General features: G+C 46.7%; 20 protein-coding genes. 12 read left to right on the forward strand and 8 right to left on the reverse strand.

Annotation, left to right across the window (positions count from 1 at the left end):
* Positions 1–5: 5 nt before the first annotated feature.
* Genes LZG94_RS12535 through LZG94_RS12550 form a run of 4 tightly spaced genes read right to left on the reverse strand, consistent with a single transcriptional unit; the run spans position 6 to position 4413 of the window.
* The gene (locus tag LZG94_RS12535; RefSeq protein WP_233792234.1) at positions 6–3131 is read right to left on the reverse strand and encodes a T9SS type A sorting domain-containing protein; all 3126 of its coding nucleotides are present in this window, start codon (positions 3129–3131) and stop codon (positions 6–8) included.
* A 28-nt stretch (positions 3132–3159) separates the two neighbouring features.
* A complete protein-coding gene (locus tag LZG94_RS12540; protein WP_233792235.1) occupies positions 3160–3591 on the reverse strand; it encodes a hypothetical protein in 432 nt (143 codons plus the stop codon).
* Between the two features lie 6 nt (positions 3592–3597).
* Positions 3598–4029 carry a hypothetical protein gene (locus tag LZG94_RS12545; RefSeq protein WP_233792236.1) on the reverse strand — a complete coding sequence of 144 codons (432 nt, stop codon included), beginning with the start codon at positions 4027–4029 and terminating at the stop codon, positions 3598–3600.
* 6 nt (positions 4030–4035) lie between these two features.
* Entirely contained in the window at positions 4036–4413 is a 378-nt protein-coding gene (locus tag LZG94_RS12550) for a hypothetical protein (RefSeq protein WP_233792237.1), read from the reverse strand.
* 231 nt (positions 4414–4644) lie between these two features.
* Between LZG94_RS12550 and LZG94_RS12555 the strand changes: the two genes are divergently transcribed.
* Genes LZG94_RS12555 through LZG94_RS12570 form a run of 4 tightly spaced genes read left to right on the forward strand, consistent with a single transcriptional unit; the run spans position 4645 to position 11763 of the window.
* Positions 4645–5748: a FecR family protein gene (locus LZG94_RS12555; protein WP_233792238.1), complete on the forward strand. Its 1104-nt coding sequence runs from the start codon at positions 4645–4647 to the stop codon at positions 5746–5748.
* 21 nt (positions 5749–5769) lie between these two features.
* Entirely contained in the window at positions 5770–9204 is a 3435-nt protein-coding gene (locus tag LZG94_RS12560; RefSeq protein WP_233792239.1) for a SusC/RagA family TonB-linked outer membrane protein, read from the forward strand.
* A gap of 15 nt (positions 9205–9219) precedes the next feature.
* Positions 9220–10779, forward strand: a complete 1560-nt coding sequence (locus LZG94_RS12565) for a SusD/RagB family nutrient-binding outer membrane lipoprotein (RefSeq protein WP_233792240.1) — start codon at positions 9220–9222, stop codon at positions 10777–10779.
* Between the two features lie 51 nt (positions 10780–10830).
* Positions 10831–11763 carry an RraA family protein gene (locus LZG94_RS12570; RefSeq protein WP_233792241.1) on the forward strand — a complete coding sequence of 311 codons (933 nt, stop codon included), beginning with the start codon at positions 10831–10833 and terminating at the stop codon, positions 11761–11763.
* 19 nt (positions 11764–11782) lie between these two features.
* Here the strand turns inward: LZG94_RS12570 and LZG94_RS12575 are convergent, their stop codons facing one another.
* Positions 11783–12286 (reverse strand): GNAT family N-acetyltransferase, encoded by a 504-nt coding sequence (locus LZG94_RS12575; protein ID WP_233792242.1) that lies wholly within the window; start codon positions 12284–12286, stop codon positions 11783–11785.
* Positions 12287–12441: 155 nt separating this feature from the next.
* On the opposite strand from LZG94_RS12575, the gene moeB reads away from it, so the two are divergent.
* Together moeB and LZG94_RS12585 are read left to right on the forward strand one after the other, a co-directional pair.
* On the forward strand, positions 12442–13491 hold the full coding sequence (gene moeB / locus LZG94_RS12580; protein ID WP_233792243.1) for a HesA/MoeB/ThiF family protein: 1050 nt from the start codon (positions 12442–12444) through the stop codon (positions 13489–13491).
* A 53-nt stretch (positions 13492–13544) separates the two neighbouring features.
* Positions 13545–14015: an NADH-quinone oxidoreductase subunit A gene (locus tag LZG94_RS12585; RefSeq protein ID WP_233792244.1), complete on the forward strand. Its 471-nt coding sequence runs from the start codon at positions 13545–13547 to the stop codon at positions 14013–14015.
* Between the two features lie 564 nt (positions 14016–14579).
* On the opposite strand, the gene LZG94_RS12590 is transcribed toward LZG94_RS12585, so the two are convergent.
* Both LZG94_RS12590 and LZG94_RS12595 read right to left on the reverse strand, forming a co-directional pair.
* Positions 14580–15059, reverse strand: a complete 480-nt coding sequence (locus LZG94_RS12590; protein WP_233792245.1) for a hypothetical protein — start codon at positions 15057–15059, stop codon at positions 14580–14582.
* A complete protein-coding gene (locus LZG94_RS12595; RefSeq protein WP_233792246.1) occupies positions 15056–16171 on the reverse strand; it encodes a Spi family protease inhibitor in 1116 nt (371 codons plus the stop codon). The genes LZG94_RS12590 and LZG94_RS12595 overlap by 4 nt, the downstream gene beginning before the upstream one ends.
* 350 nt (positions 16172–16521) lie before the next feature.
* On the opposite strand from LZG94_RS12595, the gene LZG94_RS12600 reads away from it, so the two are divergent.
* Positions 16522–16842 (forward strand): helix-turn-helix domain-containing protein, encoded by a 321-nt coding sequence (locus LZG94_RS12600; RefSeq protein ID WP_233792247.1) that lies wholly within the window; start codon positions 16522–16524, stop codon positions 16840–16842.
* Here LZG94_RS12600 and LZG94_RS12605 read toward each other — a convergent pair.
* On the reverse strand, positions 16836–17591 hold the full coding sequence (locus LZG94_RS12605) for a hypothetical protein (RefSeq protein WP_233792248.1): 756 nt from the start codon (positions 17589–17591) through the stop codon (positions 16836–16838). The genes LZG94_RS12600 and LZG94_RS12605 overlap by 7 nt on opposite strands.
* 134 nt (positions 17592–17725) lie before the next feature.
* Here LZG94_RS12605 and nuoB point away from each other — a divergent pair, with 134 nt between their 5' ends.
* From nuoB to carB, 5 genes are all read left to right on the forward strand, one after another.
* Positions 17726–18250, forward strand: a complete 525-nt coding sequence (gene nuoB, locus LZG94_RS12610; protein WP_255700645.1) for an NADH-quinone oxidoreductase subunit NuoB — start codon at positions 17726–17728, stop codon at positions 18248–18250.
* Between the two features lie 11 nt (positions 18251–18261).
* Positions 18262–18804: an NADH-quinone oxidoreductase subunit C gene (locus LZG94_RS12615; RefSeq protein WP_215232332.1), complete on the forward strand. Its 543-nt coding sequence runs from the start codon at positions 18262–18264 to the stop codon at positions 18802–18804.
* Positions 18805–18908: 104 nt separating this feature from the next.
* Positions 18909–20585, forward strand: a complete 1677-nt coding sequence (locus tag LZG94_RS12620) for a hypothetical protein (protein WP_233792249.1) — start codon at positions 18909–18911, stop codon at positions 20583–20585.
* A 136-nt stretch (positions 20586–20721) separates the two neighbouring features.
* On the forward strand, positions 20722–22491 hold the full coding sequence (locus tag LZG94_RS12625; protein ID WP_233792250.1) for a hypothetical protein: 1770 nt from the start codon (positions 20722–20724) through the stop codon (positions 22489–22491).
* A 200-nt stretch (positions 22492–22691) separates the two neighbouring features.
* On the forward strand, positions 22692–25535 hold the full coding sequence (gene carB / locus LZG94_RS12630; RefSeq protein ID WP_233792251.1) for a carbamoyl-phosphate synthase large subunit: 2844 nt from the start codon (positions 22692–22694) through the stop codon (positions 25533–25535).
* Positions 25536–25566: the final 31 nt, after the last annotated feature.

Raw genomic sequence — 25566 nt, forward strand, 5'->3', positions numbered from 1 at the left:
TCTAGCTATTCCTTCACGATCGTGCGGCTCTCTTTCGTACCGTCTTCCATTTGAATTTGCAGAATATATTTGCCTGCCGGCAGGCCCTCTACATTAATCTTCGCATTAGCTTTTTCAGACTTTAAAACCAGCTTACCGGCCAGATTATAAACGCGGAGATTTGCTATACCAACGTCGCCTGAAAGCAGTTGAATCTCACCAGTCGGCCCTATCGGATTAGGATACGCGGCTAGTTCTGACGCAGGATCAAATGTGAGTGAGCGGATTTGGCTGTAAGCAAAAGTCGAATCACGATCGACCATTTTAAGCCGGTAGTAAACGTGCTTTGCGGTAATATTCTGATCTGCATACTGGTACTGCGCCGGTTCATCCGGAATGTTCTCAGCCTGAACCTTACCAATGGAAAACCAGTCTTTCCCGGTGTTACTTCTTTCGATTTCGAAATGGCTGCTGTTTATTTCGCTCTCGGTTTTCCATTCCAGCAAAGCTGTTTTCCCCTCCGCATTCACGGTAAAAGTTTTGAGCCGGACCGGAAGAGGTATTCGCGGATCGGTGGCTGCAAATAACTCTGAGAATTCCTCGAACATCCCGCTCGCAAGTAACGTGGTTCTTGGAACGAATGTGCCGTTTGCGAGCGTAGCGTATAATATTTTGGGGTTTCCAATATAATGTGCAAACACTTCCAGATCGGCGACGGTGGTAAGCAAAAAGTCGTTTTCCCAGACATCGCTTGCTAATACATCTGCCTCAGCCAGATTCAGTTCGGTTGGCGTTTCGGGATCTGCGGTAACATCTTTACAATCGGCCACGAAAATACCTACCGAGTGGGTACTGCTGATATCCCTCCGCCCCGGGTATGTACGCACGCAAGTGATTTGATATAAACCCACACTCTCAGCGCGAAAAGTAATTTGATCACCGGTAGTTGTAAAGTGCTGGTCACCTGGCGCGACAGTCCAATTGTGAATATACAGTCCATTAGAAGAAGAAGCGAGGGACACATTAACAAATGCAGTGTTGTCTTCGGTAGTCCTTTTCTTGTCGAAAGGGTGGCAAACAGGGTAAGTCATTATTGTAGGAACCGGTGGCACCGGAAGCGCCGGGCAAGCGGCTATGCCAGTAAGGAGGTTTTCGGCTTCGCCAATTAACCCCCACTCGATATCGTCTGCCTCAACATGCTCAGTGTTTTCATTATTTCCATATATAGCCGCAAATGGAGTTTTCCGATTAACAGTTTGCGCATTTACAGCTGTCACATTCAGCAGCTCGCGATCTGCTTGCGTCACTCGGGGCCCAGTATAATCAATGGCACTAAATGTAGGTACAAAGCAGAATTCAAATTCCTTTGTAGAATTGAACAATTTGTTCGGAACTGGTGCATTCGTTCTACCGCCAGGAAGAAAATCGTCGTTTAAAGGACTGTTATATTTTCGGTTAATACCGATTGCTTTTGAAAATATACCCCAGCTTGCAAAACGAAGTACATTGGTGTTTTGGCCGGGATGGCTGGTATGTATGTCGATGTTGGTATTCTGTAAACCAAACGGTGTCCAGCTTCGCAATATCCTGCTGCCGTACTGATAATCGTTAAATAATGTTAGATCGCCCGCATCCATACTACCGTGTGTCACTGCAATGTTGCGGCAGTTCTGAGGATAACCGCCATTGCCAAGCGCTACCAGTTGAGTCCGGAACAGATCAAACTCCGGATGCTTGCCACCAATATTTGGAGCGTCGGTCTGGTGCATCAATAGCTGCAAAGCTGCGGGCGTTGACATTGCCAGATAATAGTTTCGCCAGCCTTTCGCGAAAAATTTGAGGATCACTTTGGTTAGTAGTGTGGGACTTGCTGCGTGCATCAGTTGCGTGAGTCCGACCGGGACGTTCGCTCCCTGGTGCGGCGTATCGTAACAAAGCATCAGCTTAACCTGATGAGCCAGCCCTTCGTTTTCCATTTGTCTGAGTGCCCATCGCGCAACCAGACCACTCATACTTTCGCCGATCACCACAGATTGGGCTGAACCCGTTTTCATCGTGTTAACCTGTTGGATCAATGCTTTTAGCACCTGCGCATTGTTTTGTATCGCTGCGCGGCCGTCGGAGTAATCCAAAAATACCAGATCATAACCCTCCGCTAAGTATCGATTAAATCTGGTTCTGTATTTGGCTTCCAGGAAATCCAAAAAGATATCCTGCCCCATATCAAACCCCTCGGCAATGATGATCGGTTTGTTCAATATCTGGTCACAGCCCAGCAGAATCCTGACGTTTCCGCCTACCAATGCGGTTCTGGCTGATCGGTCATTGTCCGCAGTATCCTGATAGATTTTGTTGGCCGTGATCTGAAACTCTGCAAATGGCTTGACTCGCTCCATTTGAAGGACATTCACTTTGGTTTCAAAGCGGTAAGTAATGCGCCCGGTTGTCAGCCGGATATGTATCAAGTGCTCGCCCTCTGTTTCAAAACGATGTGGTATCAGCTGCTCTGAAAGCGTAAAACTTCGGTACCCTTTTCCATTCCCAAAATCAATTTCGACCGTTTTCACTTGATCAGTTTGATTTGAGAAACAGAAACCCGGACTCAGTTTAAAAATCACATCTGCCTGATAGAGATCTTCCTTTAACACCGAAGCTGACACGATTCTCACCCTTTCGTATTTCAAGAAGTCAGCTTTATTACCTGCCTTTTTTTGGGCTTCATTTTCTGTAATCTCAGTACCGGTCAGGTATATACCTTCCAGATTCATGATACCGATTGGCACCGTATCGTTTCTGGTGATTTTCGAGGGATCGGTCTCCATCCAGTTGTCAAAGTCCGCCAACTTCTCCCCTTCCGGTCTGAAATCCGCGTCCATCAATCTCTCATACAGATTTTGCCACTCAGCCGACGTGACGCGCTCAGGTTTCGCCAACTGACTTTTAGACAAGCTTTTATAATGATTAACTTCATTCTGATCTGTGATTGCAGCATTGAGAAAAAGAGTTTTGCCAAGGCCCGATAAGTCCATCGCATTGAGCTTTGCATTCCTTTGCTGAATATAATCCTGGGCTGAAACTGTTGAAATAACACAAAGGAGGAGCAGGAGGAAAAGACGTAGTTTTCCTCTACCGCATTTTAAGAAATGCATCATGGCAAGTGCGTTAAAATTGAAAAATTAATTATCTGGGTATTAGCTGAAAATCGTATTTCGTTTTGTCACCAATGGAAGCTTTACAGCAATTATTTGTGAACTGATCATTTTTAGAAGTCTTCTTGCCTTTGTAATTCCTCTCATATTTGGGGTTGTCGTATGAACCAAAAGGTACAACTACGTTTGCTGAGCCGTATTTCCTTGGAACGTCTACTACCAATTCATAGCTACCATCTTCCCCGGAGTAAACTTCCTTCAACCTTTCATATTTAAAACCATCTACTCCTTTGATAGTCACCAAAATACTATCCACCGGCTGGCCATTCTGATTGGTGATTATTCCGTACACTACGGTGGTACTATCCTGTGTAAGAAAGCATTGTGAGAGCAAAAAGCTCAGGCAGAGGCAAGTGATCAGCAGGTACACTCTCTTCGACGTGGTTGTAGTCTGTGTATTCATGTTTGATTATCTAGGTATTAACTCAAAATCGTATTTAGTCTTATCGCCTATTAAAACTGAGCAGCAACCCGTTGTGAATTGATCATTTTTAAAGGTTTTCTTGCCTTTATAATTCTTCTGGAATTTGGGATTGACGTATGAACCAAAGGGCACAATTAGGTTAGCTGAACTGAATCTCCTCGGAACGTCAACCACCAATTCATAACTACCATCCTCACCAGAGTAAACCTGTAGCAAAGTCTCATATCTAAATGCTCTGGCGCCTTTTATCAATACCAAAATACTATCCACCGGCTGGCCATTCTGATCGGTGATTGTTCCGTAAACTACGGTGGTACGATCCTGTGTAAGAAAGCATCGTGAGAGCAGGAAGCTCAGGCAGAGGCAGGTGATCAGCAGGTACATTCTCTTCGCTGTGGTGGTAGCCTGTGTATTCATATTCAATCATTTAGGTATCAGTCGAAAATCATATTTGGTTTTGTTCCCAATGGAGGCGCTGCAACAATTTCGGGTAGCTATCTCATTTTTTTTAACATTAACATCTTTGTAATTCATGTCGTACTTCGGGTTGTCGAACGAACCAAATGGTACAAGCACGTTTACTGAGCCGTATTTCCTTGGAACCTCTACTACCAATTCATAGCTACCATCCTTCCCAGAGTATACTTCTTTCAATGTCTCGTACATAAAACCCTTAACTCCGTCAATCGAAACCAAAATACTATCAACCGGCTCGCCATTCTGATCGGTGATGGTTCCGTAAACTACGGTGGTGCGGTCTGTGAAGACTCCGCAGCCTGATAAGCTGACTAAATTGATCAAGAATAGAATTCTATTGAAACGGGTCATAGTAAGAGCTTTGAATGAAAATTTAAATCCGCTATTAACTTCTTTAAATAACCCAGTTAATTCTGACTCGCGCCTCAAATAGTTTCCCAATGGAGCGATCTGGTAATCCATCGGCTATACCTCCAAAAAAATTTCACAAAAAAGAGTATTACCCGAATCATTCTGCATCCTTATAGAAATTAGCCAAATTTTCATTTGCCGCTTATGCATAATTACCAAAATTATCTTCCGGAGGAACTTGCCGCGGATATGTCGTTCAGGAAGTGGGTTTTGTTCCATGATGCCGGCGCGACAGCTGCGTGGGCCAGGTGGCTTGAAGAAAATCCCGACAAGACGGAGCTGGTAGAAAAAGCAATAGCGCTGCTGGCTGCGACAGAAGCCACTTTTAACCAGATTTCAGACGAAGAAGTAGCCAATGAAATTTACCGCCTTTCACACGCGATCGGTGAAAAAGAAGCCCGAAAAACGACGGTTTGGCTGAAATTCCGTCCTAACTGGTACCACTTGGCTGCGTCCGTGATCGCATTGCTTTTTGTGGGCTGGTGGATTAACAAGCAGAGTATCAACAGGCAGCAATCGGATCAGTACAAGGTGATTCTGAGCAAAATAGAAGAGCCGCTGGTGGAGCAATACAACTCGACCGACAAGGCGAAGCTGATCACGCTGGGAGACGGCAGTACGGTTTTGCTGCAACCCGACAGCCGCATTACCTACCCCGGAAAGTTTGAAGGAAAGAAAAGAGAAGTGTTCCTGGTCGGCGAGGCGTTTTTTGAAGTGGCTAAAAATCCGAACAAACCCTTCTATGTATACGCACACACGCTGGCGACGAAAGTGTTGGGTACCAGCTTCAAGGTAAGGGCATTTGAAGATGACAAAGAAGTGAAGGTAGTTGTGAAAACGGGTAAGGTTTCTGTGTTCCCGATGACGAAAGAGGCGCTGGCAAGTCAGCATGCGGATGAGAAGCTGGCGGGAATGATACTGACGCCTAACCAGCAGATTGTCTTCGCAGCCAAAGAGTTACGACTGACCCGAAGCCTGGTACCTGATCCAAAGCTGCTTGAACTGCCTATACAGCGGCAATCGTTTGATTTTAAAGCAACTCCTGTCTCGGAAGTATTCGCAACACTGGAAAAGTCTTACGGAGTGAAGATCATTTTTGATGCGGAAGTAATGCAGAACTGCTACCTCACCGCCTCCCTTTCCGACGAGCCGCTATTTGAAAAAATGACCCTGATCTGCAAAACGCTCGGAGCTGAATACGAGCAGATGGATGCGAGCATTATCATCAGCAGCAAAGGCTGTTACTGACCATTTTTAACAAACTCCTATATGCCAAAAACCGTACAATTTCATCATGCTTTACAGAAAATCATGCGCATTACGCTGTATCAAGCCCTACTTTCCATCGCAGTCGGCACGCTTGTGCACGCCAACGACGTGCGCGGACAACGAATACTGGAACAAAAAGTGACGCTGCGGCTATCCAACTCGGATATTGACAAGACATTGGAGAAGATCGAGCAGGTGGCGAAGGTGAAGTTCATGTACAATCCGCAGATCTTCAATGACCAGAAAAGCAACTTCAAATTTCAGCAGGAGGCACTTTCCGAAGTACTAACCCAGATCCTGGCGCCTCACCACGTGGTGTACGAAGTGGTGCAGGACCGCATTATCCTGAAACGCGAGCAGGCTGCACAAGGCGAAACGTCTGCTGAAAGTAAAGTTTCACCAAAACGCAACTTGACCGGGAAAGTAACAGACGAGACCGGCGCTGGTCTGCCTGGTGTAAGTGTTTTGATAAAAGGCTCACAGCGAGGTACTTCCTCGGACGCTGAGGGAAATTTCACAATCGACATTCCTGACGCAGAACTCGCTTCTTCGGTGTTGATTTTTAGCTTTGTAGGTTATACTTCACAGGAAGTGGCCGTCGGAAACCAGACTACTGTTAATGTGCAGCTGCAACCGGAAGCAAAAGCGCTTAATGAGGTGGTGGTCACCGCTTTGGGTATTGCAAAAGAGAAAAAGGCATTGGCTTACGCGGTTTCAGAAGTGAAAGGTTCGGAGTTCACCCAGGCGCGCGAAAACAATATCGGTAACGCATTGACAGGCAAGATCGCCGGTGTGAATGCATCAGGTATGGCGACTGGACCGGGCGGATCGAGCCGCATTGTGATCCGCGGTAACGGTTCATTGAATGGAAATAACCAGCCTCTGTACGTGATCAACGGAATGCCTATGGATAATTCTACCCCGGGTGGAACTACTGCGGATGGAAATGGAATGAACGTCGACCGCGGTGACGGAATCGGTGGTATTAACCCGGACGATATTGAGTCGATCAGCGTGCTGAAAGGTGGACCGGCGGCGGCACTTTACGGCGCACGTGCTTCCAACGGTGTGATTTTGATCACTACCAAAAAAGGCCGCGCGCAGAAAGGGATCGGTGTGGAGATCAACAGTAATACCACATTTGAAACGCTTGCTGTTATTCCCGACTGGCAGTATGAATATGGGCAGGGTGTGGACGGTGTGAAGCCGACTACGGTGGAACAGGCTAAAAGCACGGGCCGCCTTTCGTACGGCGCAAAAATGGATGGCCAACCGACGATCCAGGTTGACGGGAAAATGCACCCCTATTCTCCCCAAAAAGACAACCTGAAAAATTTCTATAATACGGGCACCAATTACATCAACTCCGTGGCATTGACTGGCGGTACAGAAACGGTAAACTTTCGCTTAGGTTTGAATAATACGAAATCCAATAGTGTGGTGCCGAATTCTTCGTTTGTCCGCCGCATCGCGAATTTGAACCTGAATGCTTTTTTGGGCAAAAAACTGAGTGTCGAAACTGTTTTCCAATACAACCTGGAACAAGGTACCGACCGTCCCAAAGTAGGTTATGCAGATATGAACCCGCATTGGGCTACTTACCTGGTTGCCAACACAGTAGATATCCGCAGCCTTTCGCCGGGATTTGATCCGGTGACCGGCAAAGAAATGGAGTGGAATCCGGTACCAGCTGCTCCAAACCCTTATTTTGTTATTAATAAATTCAAAAACGACGATACCAAACACCGCTTTTTAAGTCAGGGAAGCCTTCGTTATGATATTCTTGAAAATCTGTACGTAAAAGGAAGCGTGAGCCAGGACTTTTACAGCTTCACTTCTGAATATGTGCAGCCGACCAACAATGCATTCTTTCCGCGTGGAAGTTATGAAGGAAGAAAAACAAGTTCTTCTGAAACCAACGGAATGTTGACTGTTAACTACAACAAGGAGTGGGAAAATGTAAGCTTTTCGGCGATGGCCGGCGCGAATGCACAGCGCAGCATTTTTGACGAAACGATCATTTTAGGCAGCGAATTTACGATCCCTGAATTTTACAGCTATACCAATTTAGCTGCCATGACCACCACGCCGAGGTACCTGAAAAGTGCGATCAACTCGCTTTTCGGATCGGTTGACTTTGGCTACAAGGGTTTAGCTTATTTAACTGTTTCCGGCCGGCAGGACTGGTTTTCGGTTTTGAATCCAAAAAGCAATACGATTTTTTACCCGTCCATCGGTGGCTCGCTGATCCTTTCGGAAGCGATGGAGCTGCCTTCGGCGATCAGTTTTGCCAAGCTGCGCGGTTCGTGGGCACAGGTGGGCGGCGCAACAGTGAATGCCTATCAGATTTACCAATATTACAATATGCAGCAAGGCGGACATAACGGTCGCCCGGTGCAGGGACTAGCTTCTTCGGAAGTACCGAATCCTGACTTAAAACCTTTGACCTCGACTACTTACGAAGGAGGTTTGGAAGCCAAATTCCTGAACAATCGCTTAGGTTTGGACATTACCTTATATAACCGAAAAACGACCGATGATATCGTTACGACCAACATTGCATTGTCGTCGGGCTACACTTCTGCATTGTTGAACGTGGGTGAGCTGAGCAATAAAGGGGTGGAGTTATTGATAACAGGAACGCCGGTCCAGAAAACGAACTTTGGCTGGGATGTGAGCTATAATATGGCTTACAACAGAAGCAAGATCGAGCAGCTGGCAGAGGGGATCAATGCATTGGACATTGCTACCGGCGTAGGTGGTGGTGTGGTCCGCAATGCTGTAAACAGACCTTACGGAACGGTTTGGGGCTACCGGAAGAAAACTGATGCGGGTGGAAATGTGATATTCAACCCGGCCAGCGGCTATGCAGTACGCGGTGACCTGGAAGAGATCGGACAAGGCACGCCTCCTTTGACAATGGGTATTACCAACAATTTTCGCTACAAAAATTTCTCACTGAATGTATTGCTGGATGGTAAGTTCGGAAGCATTGTGTACTCCAACCTTTATCAGTATGCCTACCGTTTCGGTTTGCCGAAAGAAACGTTGCCGGGCCGCGATACAGGCGTAACTGTGGAAGGCGTGACACCGGAAGGCGCTCCTTTTAGCAAGACCTGGGAGAAAAAGGACGTGGATACTTACTACGACAACGACAAGAATTACACGGCGATGTTTATGTTCAACAACGATTTCATCAAGCTTCGTCAGGTTGTGCTGAGTTACAATATCCCGGTTAACAAGCTGGCTTTCCTCAAACTGCAATCGGCTTCGGTATCATTCGTTGCGCGTAACCTTGCTATTCTTTTCAAGGATAAAAAGCAAAACTACTTCGATCCTGAATCGAGCTACACGAGTACTAATGCGCAGGGTCTGGAAGCATTTGGTGTGCCGAGAACCCGTAGTATGGGCGTAAACCTGATGGTGAAATTTTAAAACATGAACTGTACGATGAAAAGTCTATTTCAAAAATTCATATATGCGGCCCCACTGGCCCTGATGGTTTCCTCTTGCGATAATGGTTTCGAGGAAATGAACGTCGACCCGAACAAATACGCCCAGGTTGTTCCCGAATATCTATTTACCAGAGCCCAGCTGGACGGTGTCGCGACCAACTTCACCGGCGCTGCTTACCTCACAATCGGACAATCAATGCAGCATTTCGCCACTTATAAAGAGGTACCTGCTGCGGGAGATAAGTACTTCAATTTTAACTACTCACAAGCGAGCTGGAATGCATATGCCGGTACTGCGCAAGGTGCAGGTGCAGTGATTACGATCAACCAGATCATCGATGCGGTGCAGGATGATCCTTTGGCTGTCAACAAGCTTTCGGCGGCCAGGATTTGGAGAGCCTACATTTTCCACCGCCTTACTGACCTTTACGGTGATATCCCCTATTTCGAATCCGGCCGTGCTTTATCAGAAAAAAACTACGGCCCGAAATATGATACCCAGCAAGCGATTTATGCGGATATGCTGAAAGAGCTGGAAGAATCCATTGCCGCATTCGACGCTTCCCAGGCCAATTTTGCGAATGCCGACCTGATTTACGCGGGCAATATCACGCAATGGAAAAAATTCGCCTACTCGCTGATGCTGCGTCTCGGAATGCGTCTGACAGAAGTAGATAATGCATTGGCTAAAAGCTGGGTTGAAAAAGCGATTGCGGGTGGTGTGATACTTGAAGATGCGGACCGTGCGGTAATAGCTTATGTAGATGGTTCACAAACACTTAGCCGCAATTTTATCGCGAACGGTTTAATGGCAACCGACTATATTACCCCGGGCGGCGATAATGTGGAAGGCGGGAAATTGGCGAAAACGCTGATCGATCATTTGAAAACCACCAAAGATCCCCGCCTGAATGTGGTATCTGTTGTATGGAAACCGGAAGGATCGACTTTTGTGGCTGACACTTCTACTGCGGCGCAAAAGGGTATGCCGAATGCTGCATTCAATAGTCGCCCTGCTGATTTCAATGAATATTCGGAGCCCAATCCGGCCACGGTACTCAGGTATGCTTCGCCGCTGATCGTTTTCGGAAATGCTGAAACAAATCTTTTGCTGGCAGAAGCGGCGGTTCGTGGCTGGTATACCGGAAGTACGGCAGCAGTTGCGTATAATAATGCGGTGAGAGCGGGCCTGCGCCAGTGGTCACTGTTTGGTCCGGCCGGTACTATTTCAGAAGCAAAAATCAATGCATATCTGACCGCAAACCCTTACAGATCAACCGGTACCGTGGAGCAGCAGATCGAGCAAATATCGACGCAGAAGTGGGTCGCATTGTTTTTGGAAGATGAATATGAGATCTTTTCCAACTGGCGCCGCACTGGCTATCCTAAGCTCACTCCTACCAATTATCCCGGAAATCTGACTGGCGGAAAAATCCCGACGCGTTTTGTAATTCCTGATTCGGAAGAGCAATACAACCGAGTCAATTTTATGGATGCGCGCGACCGGCAGGGCGGGACAAATACGCTTTCCAGTCTGGTTTGGTGGGATAAGTAAGTTTATACCTATTTTTATCCACCCAAAAACCTGATCAACCATTTTCCGTTTATGAAATTCAGATTCCTGAGCTTAACCGCAATCGCTCTTTCTGCGCTCACTTTTACAAATGCCGCCCAGGCGCAAACGATCTCCAAGGACGAACTTATCTTCCTCACCTCCGAATGGAAAGGCGAAAGGTTTCCCGACGGTCGCCCGAAAGTGCCGGATGATCTGATCAGGCGGGTGAAAGAAATCGCAATTGAAGAAGCTTGGGTGGTTTTGCAAAATGAAGGATATAATTGCCAGTTCGACGGCAACTGGAAAATGATCCACCAGGATGTACCCATTGCGGGCCGCGCACTTACGGCGCAGTTTATGCCGTCGCGGCCCGATGTGGAGAAAAGCATTAAAGAACGCGGCGCGAAAAACGGGCGTATCGGCAACACCAATTCCTGGCCGATCGACCAGCTTTCAAAGGGTGATGTGTATGTCGCAGATGGTTTTGGCAAGATCGCACAGGGCACTTTGATCGGCGACAATCTGGGTAATTCTATTTTTGCCAAATCGGGCAACGGCGTCATTTTCGACGCTTCTTCGCGGGATCTGGAAGGACTTTCCAAGATTGAAGGATTCAATGCATTTGTAAGAGACTGGGATCCCTCCTACCTGAAAGACGTTTTTCTTTCTGGCCTGAATACCCCGATCCGTATTGGTCGCGCGATCGTACTGCCCGGTGATTTGGTATTGGCGAAGCGTGAAGGCGTTATTTTCATCCCCGCACATTTGGCCGAAAAAGTAATCGTCACCGCCGAGTTCATCGCATTGCGCGATAAGTTTGGTATTAAAATGCTAAAAGAAGGCAAATACACACCCGGCCAGATCGACAGTCAGTGGTCTGACACTTTGAAGAATGACTTCATCAAATGGCTCGACAAAAACCCGGGTGAAATTCCGATGAAACGGTCCGAGCTGGATGAATATATGAAAAAGAGGACTTGGTAGGTTTAACAAATTAGCCGAATCAGTCCTCCTCAATCAGCAGCTGCATAAATACAACGTCGAGCCACTGGTCGAATTTGAAGGCTATCTCTTTGAGGTAGCCTTTTTCTACAAAACCATATTTCTTGTGGAATTCGATGCTTCCACGGTTTGCTGCGTCAATTACGCCGATCATTGTGTGGACGCCGGATTCTTTGGCGCGCTGGATCAAACTTCCCAGTAGCTTCCCTCCAACCCCCATTCCGCGCGACTTGTCGTCGAGATAAATGGAATGCTCCACACTGAATTTGTAACCGATTTTCGGCCGGAATGTATTGTAAGATCCGTAGCCGATCACCTTACCTTCCATTTCTGCCACGACAACGGGCATTCCGTCGTTGAACATTTTCTCAAACCAGGCCCGTTGCTCGTCCATCGTCCTCGGTTCATAATCGTAAATGGCCGTAGTGTTTAAGATCGCGTGATTGATAATGTCCAGTAAAACGGGTAAATCCTTCGGGGCAGCACTTCTGATAATAAGATCCATCAAATAATACAGGTCGTTGTCAGGTTAATTGAATGCGTTAAAATAACGCTTTATTTATAAAAAATTAACCCGCTCCCGGTGATCGAAATCGGAACATTACCTGTTTTCTGGTGAAAAGGTCTAAAATTGCCTGACGAGCAAACAATAATATCAATATGTCAAAATTGGAAGGCGGCGAGCGTAAACGATATAGCAGACAGATACTTTTGCCAGAAATCGGTCTGGCCGGACAGGAAAAACTGAAAGCGGCGCGGGTTTTGGTGGTCGGTGCGGGCGGCTTGGGCTGTCCGGTACTTCAATATATTACAGCAGCAGGAATCGGCGAAGTTGGTATCATCGATCATGATGTGGTGGAAGTCACCAACCTGCACCGGCAGATCCTTTACAACCCGGGAGATGTGGGTAAAAGTAAGGCGATCACGGCTGCTGAGAAGCTTTCTGCGCTAAATGAGTTTGTTAAAATCACCCCTTATCCTGTCAGGCTCACCGAAGAAAATGCAGCTGAGATCATTCGCAAATATGATCTGATCATCGATGGATCGGACAATTTCGAAACGCGTTATCTGGTAAATGATATTTGTGTTGCATTGGGAAAACCCTGGGTATTCGGCTCTATTCTCAGATTTGAGGGACAGGTTTCTGTTTTTAATTATGATAACGGACCTACCTACCGATGCCTTTTTCCCGACGCCGAGGAAGGTGACAACTGTGCCGAGGCGGGCGTGATCGGAATTTTACCGGGAATGATCGGCACTTACATGGCGAATGAGGCTATCAAAATCGCTTGCGGGGTTGGTAAGGTACTCTCCGGCGAACTGCTTGTGATCAATGCGCTATCCAATGCCACTTCTGTTTTCAAATTCAATAGAACCGTTGCAACTTCACCAGTACCTGCCACAAAACCGGAGATTAAAGAGGCAGACACAGAGGTAATGGAGATTTCCTGGGAAGAATATGAAAAGGTAAGTGGGACTGACCCGGAGCATATTCAACTGGTAGATGTGCGGGAAGATTATGAGTATGAGGCAGATAACTTTGGCGGCGTCAATATACCCCTTTCTGAAATTCCCGACGTGATCTCTTCCTTTTCGCCTGATCAAAAAATCGTTTTTTACTGTCAGAGCGGAAAGCGCAGCAAGCAGGCAGCGCAGCTATTGGCAAAAAGTGGATTTGTTGGCGAGGCTTATTGGGCGGGTGGCTGGTGAGTTTTTTGTGAACGGAGATATTTAAAGATTAGATTTGCAAAAAGAAGCAAAGTATGATTTCTGATTTTGGTTATATTCTACTTTTCATCATTTCCGGTCTTGTATTGCTGGGTGTGATGCTTATGGCAGCAAAGTTCCTCCGCCCCGACAATCCCAACGAGGAAAAGCTGAGCACCTACGAATCCGGCGAAGATCCGATGGGAAATGCGCAGATCCAGTTCAATATCCGGTTTTACATTGTAGCATTGATCTTCGTTTTGTTTGAGGTCGAGCTGCTTTTCCTCTTTCCCTGGGCGATCGTATTTGGCAATGAAGAGCTGATAGCCCAAACTAATGGAGCCTGGGGCTGGTTTGCGATGGCCGAAATGACCGTTTTCATCGGCATCCTGATCCTTGGCCTGGCCTACGCCTGGGCCAAAGGCTACCTCGACTGGGTAAGACCGAAGCAACAGATCCCCGAGATAAAATCACCGGTACCAGCTGATATGTACAAGCAGGTGAACGATCGGTACGCTTCGAAGTGACCCGGTTACCACCAATTTTGAGAATAATAATATTTAATCGAATCTGCAACGCTCCCAAGTTCTTTCACATATTGGGTAGCTTCAAGAATAGTTGGTTTCCCGACAACGACTATAATTCTATGAAACCGCTTCGATCCATCGCGGTAAGTTACAATTATTGTTTTGTCCGAGCCTTTTACCACCGGCCAGGGCGTCTTTGTCCAGGTGTGGCTCTCTATGAGGGAATCTTCGCGATAAATATTATCAGTTTTAATCCATTTACAGACTCAAATTTTAGAGTCTCAGAGCCGCTTTTCCCAATTACTACCGTCTTACTTGGTGTAACAATCCGCTCCAAAATCCAGGTGCCATTTAACATTCCCTCCCCTGGCTTTCCATATATAAAGTCCTCACGAGGCTTACAACTTTCAATGGCTATTGTAAACACTATTACAGATAGTAAGTGCATTAAGCGGCTAGTTTCTAAGAATCTAGATATTTTTACCATAATAAAGATCAAGGTCTGATCCGTGCCTTCTGATATGTACAAATAAGTGAACGGGCGGTATGCTTCGAAGTGACCGGTTACCACCAGTTCTGCGAGTAATAATACTTGATCGAATCTGCTTGCCCGCCTAATTCGTGCAAGTATTGAGTAGCTTGAAGTATTGTAGGTTCTCTTAAAACAATTGTAACCTTGAAGAACCTTTTTCTGCCATCACGGTAATGCATTAGTACAGTCTTGAGCTTTGCGCTTTGAGTTGGCTTTATGTTCCCCGCGCGAAAATTTGTGGCAAATAAAGTATCATCCCGATAAATTTGATCCGCAACATAACCGTTAACCGAGGAGACTACAAGCTTTTCTGAATATCCAATTTGAGAACCCGTCAGGACTTTTGTCGGTGTTACGACCTTCTCTAAAATCCAGGTTCCTGACACAAGTGAGCTGACAGGGCTGTTGTCAGGTAGTACTTCATCACCTCTCCTGAAACAACCTGCCAGAAGCACAGGAAATGAGGCAATCGAAAGTATCTTTAAAAATGAAGTCGCTCTTATTATACTCATGGTCTGATGCCTGTTATTACGTGTAGATTTGTATTGTAATCACCTTCATCCGGGTTGTATTGCCCGAAAGCATAATATCCATTCGAATCATTACCCCACCCCCAATTCATATTCAGGTAGCTATAACTCCATTGATTGCACTGTTTAGTAGTGCAATTAAAATCACTGTAGTGATGCTGCAAATAACCATCGCATAACCAGATATGGTAATCGGCGAAGCAATCCAGGCATGTTGAGCCCCAAAAGATCACCGGGTGGTTTCCATTCAATTCACTTTTAATCAAAGCAAAATTGTAAGCCTCATTCCCGTTGCCCCCATTTGAGAATCCGAAATCCTTCAATCCGCTTTTGACATTTGCCGGCCAGGTGAAGGTGGCGCAAGTTCCCATATAATTATAGCTCGCCTTCGACTTGGATCCCATCACCTGCATAAGCGTTCCCAAACTAACTTGTCCTGCATTTGTTGCAAAGCATGTACCATTGGAAAATCTTGGCCTCGCTAGATTTGGATGATAAAACTCTTCTAGTTGCGCCATTGCTACAGGTCCACAGCCAGCAAATCTTCTACCGCAGTCATCACAATCACCACCAGAACTCAATTGTGTCGTAGACAAGTGACGTTGGCTCCACTCGGATGTAAGCAGCGGGCCTTTTTGTGTGGAAGTATACTTACATTGATACTGACCATACTGATACCATTCAATGCAATAACTGTCACTAGTTCTCAATTGGCGGGACAGGAACTTTTGCCACTCTTTCAGGACAATAGGATGAGGTGGGCTTGTATCCCTTTTTGCCTCCCTGATCTTCTCTTTCGCCATTTCCAACCAAAGCGTTACGCCGTTTGGAATATGGTTCGGATCAATGTTCGATTTATCGGAATATGCCAGAACCGGCATTACCCGCAGATCGGCAGATACGATCGTGAAACCCTTCCTTTTCTTGAATATGTATAGTAAAGGCTGATTATTAGCCGAATCAAGAATTGTTCGCCTTTCCAGAATTTCATTCTCTTCTGACCCTATTCTGCTTGTTGATTTTGAAGATGAATCGGTGGACTGGTCTGCTGTGGCAACTTGGGAGGCTTCCTCCATAGAGACCATAAATTCCATTACTGTTGCTTTGGGACCGTCCCGGTCCGACGAAGCTATTTCTGATCTTTGACAGGAAAAGGATACTAAAAGAACGATTACGGAAAGGGACCAGCAATGCCGGAAGTGTCGGAATTTTAACATGTGTACAGTTTGTATAGTGAAAGGTATAGTCTCAGAAAAGCACTCAGGCATTCCTGCGCTACAAAGTGACGGAGACAATTTTTCACTTCCAACAAGTCACACTTATAACTCTATAAGCAGGACTTATAAGTCTATAACCTACGCTTATAATTTGGCAAAAGAGTTGTGGTTGAAACAGAATTTTTGAATTATTGCAATATTAAATCCTCAAAAAATCACACACTCAAATGAATATTCTTGCAAGTAACCTGCTCACCAGGCGGGAGGAGAAGAGGTTTACCCAAAGCTATGTGGCCCTGCAATGCGGCATGTCACAGCCCAACTATTCGGCAATCGAAAGAGGCAAAACCGACCCTAGTATCAGTCAGCTCAAAAAATTCGCAGAAGTACTCGATACTACGGTCGACGATCTGATTTCGGAGAAACCAAGGCAAAACCCTATTCTGGGTCACAAAAATATCCTTACCGAGTCTGATAAGGATATTTATATCAAGATTTTAGAAAATCAGCTGCGTGCTTTGATGGCAGAGAAACAGAAAGGTCAGTGACCACCGTGCATTCCTCCCCACTTTTTATCCCTCCCTGGTTTTGGAAAAAATACAGCTCCGATCTGGATATAGATCTGATTTACTTTAAGATAGGATAAGTCGCTGATCGTCACGTTTTCGCCCCTCCATTTTCTTTTGCCCAATAGAGGCTGGTGATAAGTTGCCTTCGCACTGAGGTACACTTTGTCATTGACTTTTGGCATCACATTCATTTTATAATCCACACCAATTCCTCCGTGCAGATTTACATTGCCGGTGAATAGTTTGACGGCCTGGAATGAAGAAGGATTGCTGACAACCTGGCCCAGCGTGGCATTAGCATTGCTTTTGATGTTCATCCGATATAGCATCAAATCCACTCCCAGCGGAATTGTAACATTCCAGCGCGAGGTATTCACCAGTTTGGGGCCACCGTCGGTACCAATACCAATTCCTGATAGATATGCCTTTTTCTGATCCTTATCTGTGGTGTAATTGGTACTGTTCATTAAAATAATCCTTCCTTCCGAAAACCATTTGTCGGATTCAGTCCGGCGTGCCAGTACCAATGATGCCATTACGTTCTCAAACGGCTTGATCTGCAGGCGGGAAAGGTGGTCCCGGATCACTCGGTTATTCGGCAGCAGTCCAATCTCGGCGTAAATGGCCATACCATGTTTGAACATCCGCACGGTCGAGTCCGTTTGCGCGTTCGCCAAACCCGCTGTGAAAACTAAAAAAGTGGCGATAAGAAGTAATTTGTTTTTCATACAGTTGAAGTTATGCATTTGTTTTGTAACGTTGGCTGAAACCGATTCTTGCCAAATATGGTTACTTTTGGATAGTTGGTACACCTTTTAAAAGGCAATATCCGTACCAACAAATTTCTTCCTTTCAACAAGCAATGAGCGAAAGACCAAAAACTGGCGACGGTGGAATTATACTAACGAATGCAGAGGATCTGATGAACTGGGCGCGGCTTTCGTCGCTGTGGCCCATGGGTTTCGGTATTGCCTGCTGTGCAATTGAAATGATGGCAACTTATGCCTCTAACTATGACCTGGAACGGTTTGGGATCATGCCGAGACCTTCCCCGCGCCAATCCGACGTAATGATCGTGGCTGGCACGGTGACTTTTAAAATGGCCGACCGGATCAGGAGATTATATGAACAAATGCCAGAACCGAGGTACGTGATCTCGATGGGAAGCTGCTCAAATTGTGGCGGACCTTACTGGGAACATGGCTACCACGTAGTAAAAGGCGTGGACAGGATTATCCCGGTGGACGTTTATGTACCCGGCTGCCCGCCCCGGCCTGAGGCTCTGATTGGCGGTTTTATGAAGCTTCAGGAAAAAATACGAAACACAAAAGAAGTAGCTCCTGCGTTGTTTCTCGAAATGGAAGCCGCTGAACCGGCTACTACCTAATATCCTGACTTATGACTTTTCAAGAAATCAGTGCGCTGATCGTTGCGCAGTTTCCAGGCGTGGCGATTGACGCAGATACAAAAGGCCCGCAACCTATATTGATCGTGCCCGTCGAGAAGATCGATGCGATTTGCGCATTCCTGCATCAGGACAGCCGGTTGTATTTCGATTTTCTCGCCTGTATTACCGCTATGGACAATGGGCCGGGACTGGCTACTATGGAAGTGATTTATAACCTTACTTCTATCCCTTACCATACCGATCTGACGATTAAAGTCGTATTTCCAAGAAATGCGGCCGACACTGCGCTGCCTTCGGTTCCTACGGTGAGCCACATCTGGCGCACTGCCGACTGGCACGAGCGGGAAGCGTACGATCTGATGGGGATATACTTTGAAGGCCACCCTGACCTGCGCAGGATATTACTGCCGGAAGATTGGGAAGGCCACCCGCTACGCAGAGATTACAATGTCCAGGACCGATATCACGGGATATATGTGCGGTATGAAGACGGCGGACCAGACCAGGAATTAGTAGGCCCCGACCGCACCTGAAACACCGTTTTGTAACTTCCTGACACAAGGGAATAAAAGAAACAAATTTGGTGGGACAAAAAACGCTGGCTATTTTTCGTTATAAAATTTTAATAGTCACGTGCATGCGCTTCATCCTATTACTCGTCCTCTTTTCAATTACCATACAGCTTTCTGAGGCTGCCACTGATTCTTTGATCGTTAAGGGCCGCATTCTCAACCTCAACGGCAGGCTTTACCGGCAGGCGCCTTTCATTAATTTTTCGAGAAACAACATTTTGCAGCCTCAGTCGGAGCTGAGCAAACAGGCTCCGCTGGAAGCAGACGGCAGTTTCCGGGTATCGCTACCGATGCTATTTGCACAGGAAGAAATTTACCTGGATTATGGCGGCCGGGCATTTACCACCTTTTTGGGATCACCGGGAACGGTTGAGATTACGTTCAATGGGGACTCTTTGAATAAAGCCAGCAAATTATTTTACTTCGCCGGCGTCAATGCCGATGCTAATAACCAATATGCCGCTTATCTGGCGGAGGTTGACAAAAAGCTGGCGGGAAGCAAGGCACTTGGCCAGGATTTCTTCAAAAGTTTTTGGGAAAAAGGCCCGAATGAAGCGAGAAGAGCTGCGGAACAGCGCACAGCTCTCAGGCTTAGCGCTATTGAATCGGCTACACAGAATACTGTCAAGTCGCCTGCATTGGTGGAATGGGTGAAAGCGAACGCGGACGAAGAGCAGATGCAGTTCCTTTACGAGCACGCTTTGAGCAACAGGTACGAGGTAAGTAAGGCATTGCAAGACAGTCTGAAAAGACTGATCTCTCCCCCGCTTACCGGTCAGCGCGTGGTATGGGCGAACAGGTTCGGCGACTATGCGGACCTGCTGGTGGAACAACGCAAATTTAGTAACCCAAACCGGACCAATTCGTTACCAGTAAGGTTAATGGCGACTTTGATCCGTAACAATACCCCTAAACTTACGCCTGAGGAAAAACAGCGCCTGGAACAGATCACCCTCAATGGGCTCGCTGAAAAAAGTGAGCTGGACTTCCTGAACAAGCTTTTTGCTAAAAATGAATCTGTCTTAAATCTGCTGTTTAATTTTGAAAGAGAAAACAGGATTTACGGGGATCTTTTTGATAGTACCGCGACCGAGTTTTTGAAAGTGCGCTATTTGTCTAAAAATCTTTACAAATATACTTACAAAGAGCAGCTTGCACTGAGCAAATACATTCAATCCAGAACCGGCAGCCCGCAGTTCAGCCAGTCGCTCGACGAGATCGTGAGGCTGGAAGTAAAAGATAGTGCTGATATCAGGCAGTTCGTAAGCTTTCGGGACGTAAAAACGGATCCGACGGAGGCACTGCCGGGCTATTATCTCACCGCCTCCAACGACCGCGGCACCAGCTGGATCAACAGGATTATTGACGGTTTTAAAGGCAATACCATTTACCTCGCCAAATGGAATTTGGCCGACGCAAGAAGCAGGGAAGAACTGGGCTATGTTCCATTGCTGCAAGCCCGCTTACCCGAGAACACAAAGTTCATTTTTGTGCACCTGCCTGGCGAAGATTTCGGTCTTTCGGACGCATTACTTCGGCAATATGTGATCCGCCACCAGTTAAAAGGCGTACATGTATTCCTGGACAACAATCAGATGATGGACCTGCTGTTCAGGCTGAACCCGCTGGACGCAGCTACTTTTTCGATTATTCGCCCAAATGGAAAGTTCGCCGCGAAAAATGCCCCGGCACCCAGCGCACTGGAAAAAACGGTGCAGGCTATTCTGGAAGCCAATAAATAACGACATTCCTGCTGCATACCTTGACACCTGCAATTACGTTAATTCTGTCTAGTGGAATTTGGTTATCCCAATGTGTAAATATCTGTTGCTGTTTCTTCTGCTTACGACCCTTGCATCGGCCCAAAATCCCGATAGCGTGTCAGTTTACAGCAGGGACAGTATCCGTTACACAAATCTGAAAGCACGGATGTCAAAAACCAAGTTTTCGAAGGCGGTTTACAGATTGTTGTTCAGGGACGTATATAATCAGGGTAAGATCAAGGAGGTAAAAGAGATCGAAACCAATCCGTTCACACCTTACGAAGGAATGGTGATCCGCAAGATATATATCCGGCAGCTCGATATTATGGGCGAGTCCGTGTACGACACCACCCGGCAGGGAAATCGCCTTCAAAAATTTCTTAGTAAAAGGCTTCATACCAATACCCGGGAAGGGATTATCCGCAAATCATTTTTGCTTTTCTCCGAAGGCGACGATATTCAGGCGCAGACTTTGAAAGATAACGAGCGTTTACTCAGGGAAAACCGTACTATCCTCGATGCGCGGATCATCGTAGTGCCGCGAACGGATGTGACGTGGATGGCCGATGTGGTGGTCCTGGTGCAGGATTCGTGGTCGCTGAATTTTGCGGGCGGATTTAGTTCTTTTAATAAATTTAATCTGGCCGTCGAGAATATAAATGTGCGCGGTACCACGCATTCGCAGCGAACGGGGATCCGCTGGGACGCCAATGATCCCACTCAAAAATTTCAGTTCAGGACCATATATACAGTCCCTTATATTGGCAAAACCTTCATAACCGGGCAAGCCAACTTTATTTTCGAGCGCGACCTGAAAGAACAATCGCTACGACTTTACCGGCGGTTTTTAACCAACGAAACCAAGTATGCAGGTGCGTTTGAACTCTCGCATATCAAAGTACAGCAATATAGAAGGCGGCTGGACGATACCGAAGTCGTGATCCAGTACCCTACCGAATACAAATTTTACGATGCCTGGATCGGCCGGTCTTTCAAATTTCCTTTTCCGAACAGTAGCCTGGCAAAAAATTCACGGATCGTGACGGCGATCCGTCATAACAAGTATAGTTTCGACGAGCGCCCGCAAGTTGCGCCCGACCTGAATAAGATCTACTGGAACCGCAGTGCAACGCTGGTCAGTTTGGGTTATTCCAACCGTAACTATAAAAGGGACGTTTTGATCTATGGTTTTGGTAGAACGGAAGACGTTCCGATCGGGCACCTTTTTGCATTGACGATCGGCCAGGAAAACACGCAATTCGGAGCAAGGGGTTATGCCGGAGTCCAATATGCGACGGGCCAATATCTCGCGCATAACCTGGGCTATATGTACGCGCTGGCCAATGTGGGTACCTATTCTAAAAACGGAAAAGCCCAGCAGGGTGTACTCAGCGGTCAGCTCAATTATATCAGTAACCTTATTCCCTTCCGTTACAGCTTTTTCCGGCAGTTTCTCACATTTCGTTACACACACGGAATCCGCCGCGACCCGCTCGACTACCTGAATATTAGTGGGGAACAGGGTATTCGCGGTATAAACAACGATCAGCTGATCGGTACCAAGCGACTTACGGTAGGCACCGAAACCGTCTTTTTCTCTGATAAAAGTTTGCTGGGATTTCGTATTGCCTATTTTGTATTCGCCGACCTGGGGCTTGTAAACGGTGTTTCGTCTTTGTGGGACGGGCCGCTTTACCAGGGTTATGGGTTGGGTCTGCGGTTCCGTAATGAAAACCTGGCTGTCAACACATTCCAGATCAGGGTAGGTTTTTATCCCAATATCCCCGGCAACTCGGCACCGTGGCGTTTTGGCGCGAGCGGCAACGTTCCGCTCAGGCTGCGCGACTTCGACATCTCTGCTCCGTCGATCGTTCCTTTGCAGTAATTTTTAATAATTTCTGTAAATCAAGATATTAGGCAGCAATACCTAAATTTTTAACGTTATTTCCACCATCCTGCCCATCTTTTTCGGATATGTGAATTAACTTTGTGGAATTTTTGGACGTACCCCTCCGCCGACCAGGCCAGGCAACCCCAAAAGTTGTTAGTGTATTTCCTTTATTTCTACAAAAATTACCATCTGCTGTGCCCAAAAATACGAATATCAAATCCGTTCTGATTATCGGTTCAGGTCCCATTGTTATAGGTCAGGCTTGTGAATTTGACTACTCAGGTTCCCAGGCTGCGAGGTCGCTTCGCGAGGAAGGAATCGAAGTAGTTTTGATCAATTCCAACCCGGCAACGATCATGACTGACCCTATCAGCGCAGACCATGTGTATCTGTTACCCTTGGAAAAGAAGTATATCGTCGAAATTCTTGAAAAACACAGAGCACTAGGCAGGCCGATCGACGCGGTATTGCCGACGATGGGCGGACAAACTGCATTAAACCTGGCTATCGACTGCGATAAAGCCGGGATTTGGAAAAAATACGAAGTGGAGATTATCGGTGTGGATATCAAAGCGATTGAAACTACCGAGGACAGAGAAAAATTCCGGTTGAAAATGCTGGAACTAGGCGTGAACGTTTGTAAGGGACGCACAGCCAGATCATTTCTGGAAGGAAAAGAGATTGCACAGGAAATCGGTTTCCCGCTGGTTATCCGCCCTTCATTTACATTGGGAGGTACCGGTGGCGGTTTTGTGGAGAAAGAAGAAGATTTTGATAAAGCACTGAATTACGGTCTGCACGCATCGCCGGTACACGAAGTATTGGTGGAGCAAAGTGTAATGGGCTGGAAGGAATACGAGCTCGAATTGCTGCGTGACAACAATGGTAATGTGATCATTATCTGTTCGATCGAAAACTTTGACCCGATGGGCGTACATACCGGCGACAGTATTACAGTTGCGCCAGCTATGACGCTGCCTGATACGCTTTACCAGCAAATGCGCGATCTGGCTATCAAAATGATGAACGGGATCGGGAAGTTTGCGGGAGGCTGTAATGTACAGTTCTCAGTAAATCCTGCCGACGATATGATCATCGCGATCGAGATCAACCCGCGTGTGTCACGTTCTTCTGCACTAGCCTCCAAAGCGACGGGTTATCCTATTGCCAAGATCGCTGCCAAAATGGCGATCGGCTATAATCTCGACGAACTGATCAACCCGATCACGGGAAGTACCTCTGCATTCTTCGAACCTTCGATCGACTACGTAATCGTAAAAGTACCGCGCTGGAACTTTGATAAATTCCAAGGCGCTGACCGCACACTTGGCTTGCAGATGAAATCTGTGGGTGAAGCAATGGGGATCGGACGGAATTTTCAGGAAGCTTTGCAAAAAGCATGTCAGTCACTGGAAATACGCAGAAATGGTTTGGGAGCTGACGGCCGCGAGCTGCGCGATCAGGAAGCGATCAAATACAGTCTGAAACACCCAAGCTGGGACCGTCTGTTCCATATTTACGACGCATTCAAAATTGGATTGTCTTTCAAAACAATTCAGAACCTGACTAAGATCGACGCCTGGTTCCTGCGCCAGATTGAAGAATTGATCGAACTGGAACACCAGATTGAAAAGTTTGACCTGGAAGACCTGCCGAAAGACCTTTTGCTTACAGCCAAGCAAAAAGGCTACGCTGACCGCCAGATCGCGCATTTACTGGGAACAAAAGAAAGTAAGGTGTACGACCGCAGAAAGGCACTTGGCATCAAACGCGTGTACAAATGTGTGGATACCTGCGCTGCCGAATTTGAAGCAAAAACACCTTACTACTACTCTACTTTCAATACTTCCCAGGAATATCCTGACAACGAATCGATTGTAAGCGACCGTAAGAAAGTGGTGGTACTGGGTTCAGGTCCGAACAGGATTGGCCAGGGTATTGAATTTGACTACTCTTGTGTGCACGGTGTACTTGCGGCCAAAGAGGCTGGCTACGAGACCATTATGATCAACTGTAATCCGGAAACAGTTTCGACCGACCCGGATATTTCAGATAAACTATATTTTGAGCCGGTTTTCTGGGAGCACGTTTTTGACATTATCGAGCACGAAAAACCAGAAGGTGTAATTGTACAGCTCGGCGGCCAGACAGCTTTAAAAATGGCTGAAAAACTGGAAAAATACGGTGTAAAGATCATCGGTACCAGCTACCATTCACTTGACTGGGCAGAAGATCGCGGCCGGTTCTCATCACTTCTGGAAGAACTTGGTATCCCATTCCCGAAATTCGGAACGGTACGTACATCTGATGCGGCGGTAGAACTTTCGAGGACCTTGGGCTTCCCGCTGCTGGTTCGTCCGAGCTACGTGTTGGGTGGACAGAGCATGAAGATTGTGATCAACGAGAAAGAACTGGAACAGCACGTTGTGAAGATCCTGCACGATATTCCTGATAATAATATCCTCCTCGATCACTTCCTGGAAGGCGCTTTGGAAGCAGAAGCTGATGCGATCTGCGACGGGGAAGACGCTTACATTATCGGCGTGATGGAGCATATTGAGCCGGCGGGTATCCACTCAGGAGATTCGCACGCAGCATTGCCACCATTTGACTTGACAGCAGACGAAATTCGCCAGATTGAAGAACATACCCGCAAAATAGCGCTGGCGATGAGCGTAAAGGGATTGATCAATGTTCAGTTTGCGGTTAAAAACGGTGTTGTGTACGTGATCGAAGCGAATCCAAGAGCTTCCAGAACGGTACCTTTCATTTGCAAAGCTTACCAGGAACCTTATGTTAACTATGCGACGAAACTGATGCTGGGAGACAAAAAGATCTCTGATTTCAACTTCAAGCCAGTGAAAAAAGGCTGGGCGATCAAGATTCCGGTATTCTCATTCAATAAATTCCCGAATGTAAATAAGGAGCTTGGGCCTGAGATGAAATCGACCGGAGAAGCAATCTACTTTATCGATGATTTGCAGGACGACTTCTTTCAAAAGATTTATGGAGAAAGAAATCTGTACCTGAGCCGGTAGCAGAAGCCTTCAGATAAATTTCCCGTGGCGT

It is taken from the genome of Dyadobacter sp. CY343 (assembly GCF_021390335.1).
GTDB lineage: Bacteria > Bacteroidota > Bacteroidia > Cytophagales > Spirosomataceae > Dyadobacter.

Coding starts and splice junctions, on each gene's coding strand:
- LZG94_RS12535 (WP_233792234.1), bottom strand. CDS start 3,131: ATGATGCATTTCTTAAAATGCGGTAGAGGAAAACTACGTCTTTTCCTC.
- LZG94_RS12540 (WP_233792235.1), bottom strand. CDS start 3,591: ATGAATACACAGACTACAACCACGTCGAAGAGAGTGTACCTGCTGATC.
- LZG94_RS12545 (WP_233792236.1), bottom strand. CDS start 4,029: ATGAATACACAGGCTACCACCACAGCGAAGAGAATGTACCTGCTGATC.
- LZG94_RS12555 (WP_233792238.1), top strand. CDS start 4,645: ATGCATAATTACCAAAATTATCTTCCGGAGGAACTTGCCGCGGATATG.
- LZG94_RS12560 (WP_233792239.1), top strand. CDS start 5,770: ATGCCAAAAACCGTACAATTTCATCATGCTTTACAGAAAATCATGCGC.
- LZG94_RS12565 (WP_233792240.1), top strand. CDS start 9,220: ATGAAAAGTCTATTTCAAAAATTCATATATGCGGCCCCACTGGCCCTG.
- LZG94_RS12570 (WP_233792241.1), top strand. CDS start 10,831: ATGAAATTCAGATTCCTGAGCTTAACCGCAATCGCTCTTTCTGCGCTC.
- LZG94_RS12575 (WP_233792242.1), bottom strand. CDS start 12,286: ATGGATCTTATTATCAGAAGTGCTGCCCCGAAGGATTTACCCGTTTTA.
- moeB (WP_233792243.1), top strand. CDS start 12,442: ATGTCAAAATTGGAAGGCGGCGAGCGTAAACGATATAGCAGACAGATA.
- LZG94_RS12585 (WP_233792244.1), top strand. CDS start 13,545: ATGATTTCTGATTTTGGTTATATTCTACTTTTCATCATTTCCGGTCTT.
- LZG94_RS12590 (WP_233792245.1), bottom strand. CDS start 15,059: ATGAGTATAATAAGAGCGACTTCATTTTTAAAGATACTTTCGATTGCC.
- LZG94_RS12595 (WP_233792246.1), bottom strand. CDS start 16,171: ATGGAATTTATGGTCTCTATGGAGGAAGCCTCCCAAGTTGCCACAGCA.
- LZG94_RS12600 (WP_233792247.1), top strand. CDS start 16,522: ATGAATATTCTTGCAAGTAACCTGCTCACCAGGCGGGAGGAGAAGAGG.
- LZG94_RS12605 (WP_233792248.1), bottom strand. CDS start 17,591: ATGAAAAACAAATTACTTCTTATCGCCACTTTTTTAGTTTTCACAGCG.
- nuoB (WP_255700645.1), top strand. CDS start 17,726: ATGAGCGAAAGACCAAAAACTGGCGACGGTGGAATTATACTAACGAAT.
- LZG94_RS12615 (WP_215232332.1), top strand. CDS start 18,262: ATGACTTTTCAAGAAATCAGTGCGCTGATCGTTGCGCAGTTTCCAGGC.
- LZG94_RS12620 (WP_233792249.1), top strand. CDS start 18,909: ATGCGCTTCATCCTATTACTCGTCCTCTTTTCAATTACCATACAGCTT.